At 41.1% G+C, this 14745-nt stretch carries 8 protein-coding genes; 1 reads left to right on the top strand and 7 read right to left on the bottom strand.

The annotated features are described in order from the left end of the window. The first annotated feature begins 182 nt into the window (after positions 1–182). The gene (locus HWQ37_RS05235) at positions 183–3566 is read left to right on the top strand and encodes an EAL domain-containing protein (RefSeq protein ID WP_292744620.1); all 3384 of its coding nucleotides are present in this window, start codon (positions 183–185) and stop codon (positions 3564–3566) included. A 74-nt stretch (positions 3567–3640) separates the two neighbouring features. Here the strand turns inward: HWQ37_RS05235 and HWQ37_RS05230 are convergent, their stop codons facing one another. The 7 genes from HWQ37_RS05230 to arsM all read right to left on the bottom strand — a co-directional run bounded on the left by HWQ37_RS05230 (position 3641) and on the right by arsM (position 14446). Further along, positions 3641–4792 carry a histidine decarboxylase gene (locus tag HWQ37_RS05230; RefSeq protein WP_292744618.1) on the bottom strand — a complete coding sequence of 384 codons (1152 nt, stop codon included), beginning with the start codon at positions 4790–4792 and terminating at the stop codon, positions 3641–3643. A gap of 441 nt (positions 4793–5233) precedes the next feature. Beyond that, on the bottom strand, positions 5234–8116 hold the full coding sequence (ileS, locus tag HWQ37_RS05225) for an isoleucine--tRNA ligase (protein ID WP_292744662.1): 2883 nt from the start codon (positions 8114–8116) through the stop codon (positions 5234–5236). A gap of 233 nt (positions 8117–8349) precedes the next feature. Then, a complete protein-coding gene (gene prmA, locus HWQ37_RS05220) occupies positions 8350–9270 on the bottom strand; it encodes a 50S ribosomal protein L11 methyltransferase (RefSeq protein WP_292744616.1) in 921 nt (306 codons plus the stop codon). Positions 9271–9469: 199 nt separating this feature from the next. Further along, positions 9470–11050, bottom strand: a complete 1581-nt coding sequence (gene serA / locus HWQ37_RS05215; protein ID WP_292744614.1) for a phosphoglycerate dehydrogenase — start codon at positions 11048–11050, stop codon at positions 9470–9472. Positions 11051–11616: 566 nt separating this feature from the next. Beyond that, positions 11617–12606, bottom strand: coding sequence for an arsenosugar biosynthesis radical SAM (seleno)protein ArsS (gene arsS, locus HWQ37_RS05210; RefSeq protein WP_292744612.1), 990 nt, complete (start codon positions 12604–12606; stop codon positions 11617–11619). 43 nt (positions 12607–12649) lie between these two features. Further along, a complete protein-coding gene (locus HWQ37_RS05205; RefSeq protein ID WP_292744610.1) occupies positions 12650–13180 on the bottom strand; it encodes an inorganic phosphate transporter in 531 nt (176 codons plus the stop codon). 297 nt (positions 13181–13477) lie between these two features. Continuing rightward, a complete protein-coding gene (gene arsM / locus HWQ37_RS05200; RefSeq protein ID WP_292744607.1) occupies positions 13478–14446 on the bottom strand; it encodes an arsenosugar biosynthesis arsenite methyltransferase ArsM in 969 nt (322 codons plus the stop codon). Between the last annotated feature and the right edge of the window lie 299 nt (positions 14447–14745).

Here is a 14745-nt window from a genome sequence, read left to right as displayed (position 1 = left end):
TTATTTCTTGAAAGACCACTAGGTATTTACGAAAATTAGGCCTGGGGTTAATCTAAAATCTAAAATCCACAATTCAGTAACAAATAAGTTATCCTTTATTAAAGTTCAGCAGTTATACGGAAGCTATAATCGGTGAGATTTAGCTATTGAGTGAAAAGGTCAGTAAATCTCACTAAGAAACAATGGTTAGTAACGATTCTGCACGGGCGGACAACAATCAGCACTTGCTAATGCGCCTACCACGGACTCTAAGTTATCTCGAAACCTGGGGCTTTGGATTAACTGGTCATGTTGGATGGATTGGTACTGCGCCCATCATTCATGCAGCGTTAGGGCCGAAAGCTATCTTAGTGTGGTTTTTTGGCACGATTATTTCCTTTTTGCTCAACTTGCAGGTACAAAGTCTAGGTAGGTATTGGTCAGATGTCGCCGGAGGAACACCAAACTATACCACAAGGCTATTAAAAAACTTTCCTGGCTTAGGTCGTTACGTAGCATTAGGATACTTTTTTAGCTGGGCAGCAGCACCAGCACTGTATGCGATTATTCTCACCAATTTAATTAAAGTCAATTTTGAAACATTACATATTTCTTGTCCAGAAACTTTCTTAAAAGTCTTATTTACAGCGATTCCTTTTATTTTAGCGTTCAGTGGCACTCGTGCTTTAGCGCTGCTGCATTTATTTTTTGTATTCCCAGCGATTTTATTACTGTTATTGTTTTGTGTTCAAGGAGTATTATGGTTAGCCTTCTCATCTGCTAATTTTAATTTTCTCCCAACTAGCGCACATAACCTGAGCTTTCAAGAATGGGCAAAGTGGTTTTTTCTAGCTAGCTATTCAATTTATGCTTGTGAAACTACTTCTTCTTTTGTTGCTGATAGTCGCCACCCATATAAAACTTTAAAGTTTTTAACTGTAGCTGCTTGGTTAATTCCTCCGGTGTTTCTAGGTGGTTCTTGGGTATTAATGTGTTCTGCTCCAAGTTCAACACTCAATAACGATGCGTTCTTAAATCTGGTAGCGGCTTCTAAACCTTTTTGGGGTGAATCTGCCCCCTTTTTAGTAACACTTCTGATTACTATCTCTTGCCTTCTTAGTTCTGCTACAGCAGTTTCTAACTCTCCTCGGATATTGTACCAGCTTGCCTTAGACAAACAGCTTTCTCCGATATTTGGATTAGTTTCTCGTCAAGGTGTCCTTGGTCCTGCTATTTTAGTCACCTTTCTACTCAGTTTGCTTTGTCTCAATTTGGGAAATATATCTCAACTTATCACAGTGGCAGGTACTTGTTATCTCATGTCCATTATGGGACTACATTTGGGATTATGGCTGTGTCGGGGCAAACCGCAGGTGTTATGGCCTTGGTGGTCACTTGGTTTTTTCTTGGTAGAAGCAGTAGTTCTAATAGTGGGAGGTTTAGCTTGGAATTGGAGAGATTTCTTAATGGGATTACTATTACCTATTATTCTGATAATCGGAGATATAGGGCTACGTCGCTTAAGCTTTGCGCCATTACATCCAAATTGGTGGACACAGCGTTATGATACTAAACCTAGTAGAAACAATCCCGACTTTGTAGTGCTACAAGTGGTTGTTTTAGTATCATTAATTTGTATTACTGCCATAATCAGTTGGGTTATTCGTGATTTTTTAGATAGACTTTCTGATAAACCTCAAAATTCTTTGCTAGCAATTTTATTAGTGACGCTTTCTTTTACAGGAGTTGCGATCGCTTGCTGGACAACCTTACCACAAATTATTGCTATTGATGAAGCACGCAAACAAGCAAGGAACCTATTTATCACTACTCTCGATACCGTTCCAGATACTGTTTTAGTATTAGATGAAGATGGTAAAATTTCTCAGACAAATGCTGCGGCTGAAGAATTATTTCAAACAAGTATTCAGCAGTTGCTTGGGCAAAATTTGAATCAACTTTTAATGTGCTATCGTGGCAAACCACAGGAATGGTCTATTAGAAGTGAGCAAAGCTTGAGAATTAACCAAGGTTTAAGAATCGTTGAATCGACTATTTCCCAACCATTTAATTCCCAGCTACAGGAGTACATTGTTATTGTTCGTGACATCACTGAGCGTAAGCTAGCCGAGGAAGAATTAGTCCAGTATCGTTATCAGCTTGAGCAGTTGGTGTTAGAACGGACTATTGAACTTATTAGAGTGAATAAACAACTTGAGCAAGACATTATTAAACGTGAAGAAGCCCAAGAGCAATTACTGCACAATAGTCTTCATGATGGGCTAACGGGATTACCTAACCAACGATTATTTATGGAGCGGGTGCAGCAAGCAATAGAACAGACTAAACAGCAAAATAATTATTTATTTGCCGTACTCTTTTTAGACCTAGACCGCTTTAAAGTTGTTAATGATAGCCTGGGACATCTACTAGGAAATCAACTTTTGATTGCAATTTCTCATCGGCTAAAATCAGTTCTGCGAGGCAGAGATATAGTTGCCCGTTTTGGCGGCGATGAGTTCACAATCTTAATTGAGGAAATCGAGGATATCAACACTGCAATACAGGTCGCCGAGCGAATTAAAAAGGTGCTAGCTTTGCCATTTCAATTAAATGAGCATCGGGTGTTTACTAATGTTAGTATTGGCATCGCTTTGAGTAGAGTAGATTATGAGCAAGCAGCGCAGATTCTACGTGATGCTGATGTGGCAATGTATTGTGCTAAATCACTTGGTAAAGCACGTTATGAGGTTTTTGACCCAAAAATGCACGAGGGTGCAGCTTTGCTTTTAGAGTTAGAAACTGCGCTGCGAAATGCGCTGCTAAAACAAGAAGAGTTTCGCCTTAATTACCAGCCAATTGTTTCGCTGACAACTGGCAAAATTATTGGATTTGAGGCGCTGATACGTTGGTATCATCCAGAACGAGGACTTATTTCTCCTCAAGATTTTATTCCTTTGGCTGAAGAAACTGGAATGATTGTTAGTATCGGGCAATGGGTGCTTTATGAAGCCTGTCACCAAATGCACAAATGGCATAAACAATTTCCTACCTCACTACCTCTGACAATTAGCGTCAATTTTTCTGGTAAACAAATTACGCAACCTGATGTGTTTAAACAGGTTAAACATATTTTGCAGCAAACTGGATTGGAGCCATGCTGTTTGAAATTGGAGATTACTGAAAGCTTGTTGATGGATAATTTTGAATTAGCTACCACTGTACTTTCTCAGTTAACAGCGCTGAATGTCGAGATGCACATGGATGATTTTGGGACTGGTTATTCATCTTTGAGTTATTTGCATCGCCTACCAATCAAAACCATTAAGATTGACCGCTCTTTTGTCACGAGTATAGGTAGTCAAGGAGAAAATTTAGAAATTATTCGAGCGATTGTGACATTAGCCCATAATTTAAATATGTCTGTCACAGCAGAAGGTATAGAAACTATAGACCAATTAGCCCAATTGAAGACTTTAGAATGTGATTATGGGCAAGGCTATTTTTTCTTACCACCTATGGAACGGGACGAAGTAGAAATACTACTTGCTGCTAACTTGTGCGGAAAAAACTTTTTAAAAAGATAAAATCTTGGAAGCAAATTCTGTTTTGAGAAACACCTTCTCAAACTAGGCGATTAATTTCACTTGACAATCTATTTTTAGTGTAGTGCTGACTGTAGTTGGAAATTATCGACGTTATCAAGTAACCCTTCTTCTAACAAAAGTTCGTTAACAAAAGTATCTATTTTGTGCCGGTCGATATTTTGCATGACTACGATATGTACCCAATTTTCATAAATCGCTAACTGCCACTTTTTAATTAACCTTTGAGAAGGTTTTTGAAACACTACGGTATTAGAAAATTTATTGAGCATACATGGATATTCTCTGATTTTAAGTTGTTGGAAAAGATATTGAGCATTATCTATACAGGTTTTTGCTTCTTTCGCTAATCCCTCATAACCTCTTGTTTGCATTGCATACCAGAGAATCAGAGGGGTATGACCGTTTCTAGAACCGAGAATTGTTGTATCTGATGAACCAATATATTCAATTGCTGTTTCAACTTTTTCTACCCATTTTTTCTTGGTTAAAACTACACCGCATGGCAAGGGAGAACCAATGAATTTAGCAGAAATTGCTATACTATCTATGGGTTTTTGAAAGTTAACTTGGGGAGCGCCATCTAGAAAGGGTAAGATTAATCCCGAAAGTGCAGCGTCACAATGAATGTAGTAATCTTTAATTTGATTGCGTTCTAAAATTTCGATAACTTTGTCTAAGTTATCAATTGCGCCTTTGACGGTAGTGCCAATATTTAAATTGACGATCGCAGGATAATTACGATTTTCGCTAATCAGTTTTTCAAAATGTTCATAATTCATCTCTCCATTACTTTGTGAGTTAACAACATTGTGTTGGATGCGAAATAATTTTGCTGCTTTTGGTATGGAGTAATGAGAGTCTTCTGATGAGTAAAGAATGCCATTAGGGTAGATTTCTCTTGCTAAGAATATCCCATATAAATTACCTTCAGTTCCGCCAGCAGTCACATAACCCCAAAACTCATTCTCTGGAATTTTATAGAGTTGGGCAAAAAAAGATAATACTTCTTGCTCAAATTTACGAGAATGGAGACCAAAATCTGGTTCAATATATGGATCTCCAGCATTATTTAATAGAAGATTGAAAAATTTAGCGATCGCACTATAATCACAACTTAAATTATATGGATAGCCTGTATGAAACTGCGATCGCTGTTCAATTTGCAGCAAAAAATCTGCCAATTCCTTAGCAACTTTATTTGACATATCTTTGTATCTCTTAAATTTTGATTGAGTTAATTGATGTTTTAAGCCAAATTATGCGTATTAATCCATACCTTTAGAATTTCTTAATAATGCACTGGCTTGGCTCTATTATTGAAGATATTACAGTAATAATACTGATAAACATTCAGTAATAGTACCCAATTCTTTTATAAAAAATTATATTATACTTAGGGCTTACGCACTGTACGAAATAAGCATAATGTGTCCTACGCAAAATATCAATTTCAGCCACCTGATTTAATCGCATATTTAACGTTGTACAGTTGCGTAATTTCTCTAACTGACTCGGCTATCCAAAAACAGTCCGCTTATGCGGACTTCATCAAGTTAAAAAGACCAAGACAACTTTCAGAAATTAAATATGCGTTATGGAGAACTTGTAGAGACTTAGCAGTGCTTGTCTCTACATTTTTTTTACTTTTAGAACTTTCCTGCTAAGGCTGCAACACACCGTTCGCAAATTAGCGGATGTTCTGCTGATTCTCCCACATGAGTAGAGTAGTTCCAACAGCGATCGCATTTTTCCCCGTCTGCTTTCACTACAGCAATTGTCCAATCTTCCGTCTGCGCTGTATATTCTAATCCTTGCAACCCTTCAGCAGAATCTAATAATTCCACTTGGGATGTCAGCAGTAAATATCGCAGTTCGTCAATCCCGTTACCCTTAACCGGGTTAAAGGCTTTGATAGCATCACCTAATTCTTTGTGAGGTATATGAATCAAAGCTTTCGCTTCCAGGGAAGAACCAATGAGTTTTTCTATCCTGGCTTGTTCCAATACCTTATTAACATCGGTACGGAGTTGTCGCAGCGTTTCCCAAAATTCCGCTAAATCTGGATTACGCCATTTTTCCTCAACCTGTATCCAACCGGCTTCAAACACCGATTTGTAAGGCGTTTTGTAAGGGAGATATTGCCAAATATCTTCGGCGGTGTGGGATAATACTGGTGCGATCGCACGTGCTAAATTATCTAAAGCTATCTTCAACACCGTTTGACAACTACGACGGCGAAAAGCATCTTTTGCACTGATGTACAATCTATCTTTGGCCACATCTAAATAAAAGTTGGATAAATCCACCACGCAGAAATTCTGCACTGTTTGGAAGAAGCGGAAGAATTGGAAACTCTCAAAAGCTTCGGTTACTTCCTCAAATACTTCGGTGATGCGGTGCAGCATATAACGGTCAAGTTCTGGCAATTCCTCGAAGGGAACTGTATTTTTTTCTGGGTCAAAATCATCCAAGCTACCCAACAAAAACCGCGCTGTATTGCGAATTTTGCCTCTAACATCATTCATTTGCTTGATGATGTTTTTCCCAATGCGGACATCGCCGGAGTAATCAACGGATGATACCCACAATCTCAATACGTCTGCACCATAAGCCGGTTCTACTTTCTGATTTTTCCCGCCTTCAATGATTGTATTGGGGTCAACCACATTTCCTTCTGACTTACTCATCTTTCGCCCTTGTTCGTCCAAAGCGAAGCCGTGAGTTAGCACAGTTTTGTAAGGTGCAATGTCATTTACTGCTACACTTGTGAGCAGACTTGATTGGAACCAACCGCGATGTTGGTCAGAACCTTCCAAATATATATCAGCAGGGTAGCGTAACTCTGGACGTTGTTGGACAACAGCCGCCCAAGATGAGCCAGAATCAAACCATACATCCATTGTGTCTGTACCTCTGCGGTAAGACTTGCCATTATGACGATAAGATTCGGGTAATAATTCTTCAACTGATAATTCCCACCAAGCATCGGAACCTTTTTCAGCGATGATTCCTTGGACGTGGTTGATAGTTTCTTCATTGAGAAGTGCTTCCCCCGTGGCTTCATCGTAGAAGACGGGAATCGGTACACCCCAAGCGCGTTGACGGGAGATACACCAATCGGAACGTTCCGCCACCATTGGGGTGATGCGATTTTCACCTTGGGCTGGAATCCATTTTACCGTAGCGATCGCCTTTAACGCTTCTTCTCTAAATCCTTCCACCGAAGCAAACCATTGTTCAGTGGCGCGGAAAATCGTTGGCTTCTTCGTCCGCCAATCATAAGGATACTTGTGCGGATATGCTTCTTCTTTCAACAAAGAACCAGCCGCAGCCAGTGCATCAATTACCGCTTGATTCCCATCACCCAGCACATTCAACCCCGCAAATTGTCCCGCTTCTTCGGTAAAATTGCCATTGTCATCCACTGGTGCAAGGATGGGCAAACCGTAGCGTTGACCGACAATGTAATCTTCTTGACCATGACCGGGGGCAGTATGTACCAACCCCGTACCCGATTCAGTAGTAATGTAATCACCGCCGACAACAATCGGACTTTCACGGTCATATAGAGAATGACGATAAGTAGTATGTTCTAAATCATTCCCTTTGAACGTGGCTTTTACAGTTAACTCAAGTCCCAAGGTTGAAGATAAACGTTCGACTAAATCAGCAGCAACGATGAGATATTTGAAATTACTCTGCGCCTTTGCTTCTGAAGGTGAAACTTCCACCACTGCATAATTCAAATCTGCATTCACCGCCACCGCCAAATTTCCCGGAATTGTCCAAGGTGTAGTTGTCCAGATAGCCACACCCAAATCTGACAGATATTCCGCCAACAGTGGTTTTACAGCTTCCGCCAAACTTGTGATTGCAAAAGCTGCATAGATACTGCGGGAAACGTGACCTTCAGGATATTCCAACTCAGCTTCAGCCAAAGCGGTTTTAGAACTGGGACTCCAGTGAACCGGCTTTAAACCGCGATAGATGTAACCTTTTAAGAACATCTGACCAAACACGCCAATTTGAGCCGCTTCATATTCCGGCTTCAGAGTTAGATAAGGATTGTCCCAATCACCCCAAACACCGTAGCGTTTAAAATTATTGCGTTGGTCGTTTACCGTAGCTAGTCCAAATTCTTTCGCTTTCTGCCGCAGTTGTAAAGACGTTAAATTTTGCCGTTCTGCTGACTTCATGTTCTGCAAAACTTTTAACTCAATCGGCAATCCGTGACAATCCCAGCCAGGGACGTAGCGAACTTTACGCCCTTGTAACATTTGGTAGCGGTTAATAATATCTTTGAGAATTTTATTTAAGGCATGACCAATATGGAGTGAGCCATTAGCGTAGGGAGGCCCATCGTGCAGTATAAATAATTCGCCGGGGTTATTTGCAAAGAGGCGATCGTAGATTTTATTATCTTCCCAAAATTTCTGGATTTCTGGCTCACGCTTGATGGCGTTTGCCCGCATATCAAAGCTAGTCTTGGGTAGGTTAACAGTATCTTTGTAACTTCCTGATTCGGTCACAGTCTCATGCCTAGAATTAGGTGTGTAGGTTTTATTAATTATAGAAGATGGCATGAAAACCGAAATTTGCTTTTTGAGGGCGAGTTTGATAAACCCTAATTTCCAGTATTCCCAAACCGATGTGCTGTCTAACTAGTTACTAAGGTATTTACGTAGGGACAAATGTAGGAATAAGTACTTTAATTCAGACGATCGCACCTTTGAAAGTTTTAGGCTCTAAAAAGTACAATAATTTAAGAACGCCGTACATTCAAGCAACACCATTCTTTGCGTTTCCACAAGGTAGCGACAACCCAACCATTTTGTTCTAAAGCGTCAGCAACAGCTTTAGATTGTTCCAATAAAATACCACTGAAGATTGCCCAAGTTTCAGGTTTAGCGATCGCACTCATTTCTGGAATCAATTCAATAATTACATGAGCCAAAATATTGCAGACAATACCATCCACTGGGCTTTGAACTAGTTTTGTCAAAACGTCTACACTTCCCAGTGCAGGTAGTAAACGTTCTGGGCTAATGTCGTTCAGCGCACCATTGCTGATAGTTGATTGCACCGCCAAAGGGTCAGTATCTACTGCATAGACTTTCTCGGCTCCCAGTAGCAGCGCCCCAATGGAAAGGATACCAGAACCACAGCCAATATCTGCAATTACCAGATGTTCATGTTTACCACTATCACCTACAAACGACTGAGAAACACCACTTAGCCGCATTTCCAAAGATTCCAAACATAACTGAGTCGTGGCATGATTGCCAGTACCAAATGCTACACCAGGATCGAGACGAATCACTAACCGTTCCGTTGTTTCTGGTAATGGTAGCCAAGCTGGGTTAATTAGGAAGCGATCGCCTATTTCTTGCGGATGCCAATATTGTTTCCAGCTAGTCGCCCAATCTTCCTCATCAATCAATTGCCATTGTAGGGAGGGAGATGAAACTCCTACACAGAGGGCATCTTGACGCAGCCACAACGACAGCGCTGCCAAATCTAGTAGCTGTGTTTGAATTGTTGGTAAGTAAGCCCTTACTAAAGATGAATTTCCTTTGTTTTCGCTAGCAGTACCACGACAGCCAAAATCCTCCAGTCGCCAAAAGATCGATTCTTCTAGGTCTGGCTCACATAAAATATTCAGTTCCCACCAGGTATTTGCCATTTTTGAGTGCTGTTAGCGGATAGCTAAGGTTTAGCCCGTGCTGAGTGCTGAGTTTGAGGGAGTTAGGAGTTAGGAGTTAGGAGTTAGGAGTTAGGAGTTAGGAGTTAGGAGTTTTTAACTATTCACTCTTAACTATTCACTTTTAACTATTCACTCCTAACTTTTCTTGACTCAGCACTCAGCACTCAGCACTCAGCACTCATAGTGTTACTGTATATGCGTCCCGAATACCAGGGACTTTAATAATCTCATTCAAAATGCCCTCTGGTAAAGGGTCATCTATGCTCAGAGCCATTACCGCATCACCACGGACGATTTTACGACCTACTTGCATACTGGCAATATTCACATTAAAACTGCCGAGTAGGGAACCAAGTTTGCCGATAATCCCCGGCATATCGCGGTGCAGGGTAAACAGCATATATTTGCTGGGTGGGACGTTAATCGGGAAACCGTCAACGTCGGTGAGGTGGATTTCCCGCTCACCTAGCAAAGCACCTGTTACCGAATGAGTACCTAAAGTACCCGTGGCTTCTAGATGCAGTGTACCGGCATAGTCTCGAATGGAAGCATCGCGGGTTTCAATTACCCGAATTCCGCGTTCTTTGGCTTCTATGCTGGCATTTACGTAATTTACCCGTTCTCGCAAAGCTTGGTAAAGTAGTCCTTTGAGGGCAGCGACGATTAAAGGCTGACTTTTGTTGGTTGCGAGTTCCCCTTGTAGTCGAATATTCAGTACTTCCACCCGTCCGCCAGCTAGCTGTCCCACCAGATTACCGAGAGTTTCTGCTAGTTGCATATAGGGTTTGAGTTCTTCCAACACATCGGGGCCGAGTCCGGGAATGTTGACGGCTGAACGTGCTGGTAGTCCTAAAAGTACATCCCGAATTTGTTCGGCAACATCAATGGCCACATTCACTTGAGCTTCTGTGGTAGAGGCTCCCAAATGGGGGGTGAGGATGATTTCTTTGCCTAGCGATCGCAATTCCGATTCACCCAATGGTTCTGACTCGAACACATCCAAGGCTGCACCACCAATTTTACCCGCTTTCAGAGCTGCTGCTAAAGCTATTTCATCAATGATGCCACCACGAGCGCAGTTGATAATCCGGGCTGTGGGTTTCATCTTTGCCAGAGTTGTAGCATTGATTAAGTGGGTGGTTTCTGGGGTTTTCGGGATGTGTAGGGTGATATAGTCTGCTTGCTGGAAGAGTAAATCTAGTTCCACCAACTGACAGCCTAATTGTTCTGCTCGTTCTGTAGAAATAAAAGGGTCGTAAGCTAGTAATTTCATCCCCATTGTTCTAGCTACAGCCGCAACATGGGAGCCAATTTTACCCAAACCGACAACGCCGAGAGTTTTTTTGTAGACTTCCGCACCGACAAAACTACTGCGATCCCACGCACCGCGTTTCACCGAAGCGTTAGCATCGGGGATGTGGCGAGATAAAGCCAAAATCATCGCTAGCGCGTGTTCAGCCGCAGCAATTGTATTTCCTTCTGGAGAATTGACTACCACAATTCCCCGGCGGGTGGCGGCGGGAACATCCACATTATCGACACCCACACCAGCACGACCGATGATTTTTAGTTGAGTGCCGGCATCAATAATTTCTTGAGTAACGCGCGTACCAGAGCGAATCATCAGCGCGTCATACTCACCAATAATTGCGATCAGTTCGGCTGGTTTTAGACCTAATTTGACATCAACGGTAGCAACTTGCGAAAGAATGTCAATTCCAGCTTGGTCAATAGAATCGGAGACAAGAACCTTAGACATGATTATTTCATTTAAAGCTACAGGTTTTGCTGCACAAGACTTTTTAGTTTAGTCTTTATCTGTCGCAATTCAGCAAAAATTATTCGTTTGAATATCGACTTAACCTTAACTTACACTATATAGTGATGGTATCAAAGCATGAGTTCCTTAGGGTTTGCGGTGTGGATTCTCAATCGCTGGTAGACGGCTCATCGGCAACAACATAACTACACTCGATTTAGCCTATAATCTGGCTCAAGCCAGATTCACTTCTCTTTAGATTTTCTTTACGAATCAGCTCTTATCCTCTGTCTTTTCGCCAATCAGAATTGTGGGTGCATTGGTGTTTAGCGTGATGATAGTTGACATAATTGATGCATGTAGAACACGCAACCCAATAAAGCCCCGAAAATGTTGGGTTACCCTGCGGGGATCTTGCTACGTTCCTCAAACGCCACGTGCTTCTCCCCCTGGGAGACGCTGACGCGAACAAGTCGGGGAACCACAAGGGCGCAGTGGCTCCCCAACCTACACATTTCTATTTTTTATGCAAAACCTACGCAGTATTGATCTGCCTCCTGCCCCCTTCACAGCAAAGCCCCACCACAACTAGAACCACACCCAGCAGTACAACCATAGCAATAAGCAGCAGTTTGTACGTCATTAATCAGGTCTAAACTGTTAGTTTCTAACAATTTGCTAACTGTCAAAGTTTCACCATTGGGAGTTTTTGCAGGCAAATTCATCATTTGGTTAAAGTCACAATCATATACATTGCCCAGATAGTCAATTGAAAGTTCATTGCGACACATTAAGTGTTCAACTGTGCTGGGATTAAAATGTAATTCTAAAAACTGCAAATAGCTAGCGTACAGTTTTCTCCGTTCTAAATGCATTTTGGTTCGACCAACTGGTAGGTTGGTAAAGGTGAAGAGGTTGTTAAACACAATATTAAAATGTTCTTGTAAGAACATTTTGTAATCTCGTTCTAGGTTGGTCTGTTCGGGAGCTAAAGAAAATTTTTCATCGGTGGGTAGCTGGGGATTAAAAACTAAGTCCAAAATTAAATTTTGGTCTTTACCATAGCCAAGTTGGTTAAGCCACTGCAAAGCTTTGACCGAAGTATCAAAAACGCCAGCGCCGCGCATTTTATCAACATTATCTGCTAAATAACAGGGTAAAGAAGCGACAATTCTTACTTGGTGTTTGGCAAAGTATTCTGGTAAATCAGCAAATCCATCTTCAAAATAAATAGTCAAATTAGACCGGACAATCACTTGTTTACCAGTTGCTTTGGCTGCTTCTAGGAGTGGCTTAAACCCATAATTCATTTCCGGTGCGCCACCAGTCAAATCCACAATTTTAATTTCGGGAAATTTATGGATTAGTGAAATCAATTGTTCGCAAATTTCAGGAGAAAGTTCTTCTAGACGTTTTGGCCCAGCTTCGACATGACAGTGGGTACAGGCAAGATTACACCGCTTACCTAGATTAATTTGTAAAACAGTGATGCCTTTTTTTGTCAAAGGTGAACTGAGTTTGTTTTTAAAGGCTGTGACTTTTGTTTGCGTTTGCATTAGTTACTACTCCTAAAAAATTACACAACTATATTCAATCTTTTTAACCTTGCAATAATCTGTAGGTTATTGCACTAATGATTGCAGCAGTTGGTAAGGTTAAAATCCACGATAGTAGAATTTGATAAAAAACACGAGTATTAGATTTAGATTTTTTGCTAATTAATCCTACACCAAAAATAGAACCAACTGAAACGTGAGTGGTAGAAACTGGAAGCCCAAACCGAGTAGCTGCAATCACCAGAACTCCAGTTACTATATTTGCTGATAAGCCTTGAGTAGGATTCATTGAGGTAATTTTTTCACTCATGGTTATTGCCACTTTTTGAGAGTTGAGTAAACCGCCAAGTGCCATTGCGATCGCAATCGCAATCGCTCCCCCCTGAATCGAGAAATACTCAATAATTAGGAGGAGTGAAACAATCTTAGGAGTATCATTTAATCCTCTAGCAAAACTGACGATTCCAGCGCTGATAAAATGGCAAGTATCAATTATTTTTTGATTGACTGGTAGATGCCATTTTGAATTAATATAGCCAGATAAGCTGTAGATTCCTTTGTAAAAGTTGCCCACAAAATTGCTGTTTGATAGCTGCTAGTTCGACTACCAAACAGCGTCGCTACACCTTTAAAATTATCATTTGCTCCATTTGAATATGCTAAAAAAAGCGTAGCTAAAAACAGACTAATTAACAACATTTTGGGGTTTATAAAGAAGAAGTCATAAGTCAGAATTCAGAATGTAATTAGTGAAATATTAAAATTGTGCATTCATTACCTAGTGGTGTTCAGATCCCCGACTTCTTCAAGAAGTCGGGGATCTAGCAGCCGAACAGAATTATTCTGACCCCTGAATTCTTTCTTAGATAAATTAACAGCAACCACCACCACTATAATGCCAGGTTGAATCGGTAACAATTATTTCTAATGGCTTGCTAGCAGCAAGTTTAGCAGCAGTCTTATCACACACCGCAGCCGGAATCCCTAACTGAAGTAGATGACCTGCCAAATCGTCAAAGAAGGGTTCTGAACCAGCATAAATTGCCGTTTTTCCAGTGAAAATGCAAGCACCATCTTCTGGAATTACAACTTTAAAAGAGACAGAATCGAGACTTTCTAAAAGTAGGTTATCTTCTAAATTATAAGTCTGGGAATCTAATAGGCGATAAGGACGACGGTCACGAATTTCAACTTGACCAAAACCAGCATTTATAATCAGTTCAATATACTCTTGATATGTGAGCGCACCCGATAAACACATGGCTCTCAGTCGCTCATCTTGTTGAAGATGTGCTGGAATTGGACGAGTAGCAATTGGATCGCTCATCTGCAAGCGTCCACCTGGTTTTAATACCCGATATGCTTCTTTTAAAGCACGAGTTAAATCTTCTGGTTCAAAGATATTGAAAAGGCAATTTTGTGCCACGATATCAACGCTATCATCAGCAACAGGTAAGTTAAAAGCATCACCTTCGCGGATTTCGACAAAGCTGGTGTTAAACCAGGGATTTTCTTGAGCAGCAATTTTCAGATTGCGTGCAGCAGCTTCCCGCATAGCTTCAACCGGTTCAACAGCAATTACAGCACTTGCATAGCGGGAAAAATAAGCGAATTGCAACGCTTCTAAGCCGCCACCAACGCCAACGTACAGTACAGTAGGTTGGTTTCCTAGTTCGGTGGGGTGAACAGTAGTGCCACAACCATAATTCATTTCCTGCATTGGCAAAGGAATTTTCAACCCTGGTAGTTGCAAGGGCGTACTTTGTACACAACAAAGTCCAACTTGCGGGGTTTGGGCAACTTCGCGGTAGAATTGCGCTGCTGTTTCTAGATAGGTCATGCCATTTTGAGTTTTGGATTTTGGATGATTACAGCTTTCTGCATCCTAATTTGACACTCTCAGTACTAAAGTGACTGAGATTCTTGGTTCAACGAGACCACTTAAACTAGATGCCTTGCGTTATCTAGCCCAGAGGTAGGACTCTCCCCAAGCGCTAACTTTCCGAGTGCCCCTCGGTAGTTGCATTGCTGCAAGTTCTGTTTTATTTGAAACGATTTGTTTCTTACATTCTGAGTCGTCTAGCTCCTATGAATCTTTTACCTACTGCTAGGAGGAAACTAGAACAATGCAGTAGAACC

Origin of the sequence: Nostoc sp. NMS4, from assembly GCF_017115095.1 — a bacterium.
Classification (GTDB): Bacteria; Cyanobacteriota; Cyanobacteriia; order Cyanobacteriales; family Nostocaceae; genus Nostoc.
Note: the sequence above shows the minus strand (reverse complement) of the source record. Positions and strands in the feature narration are given on the sequence as shown.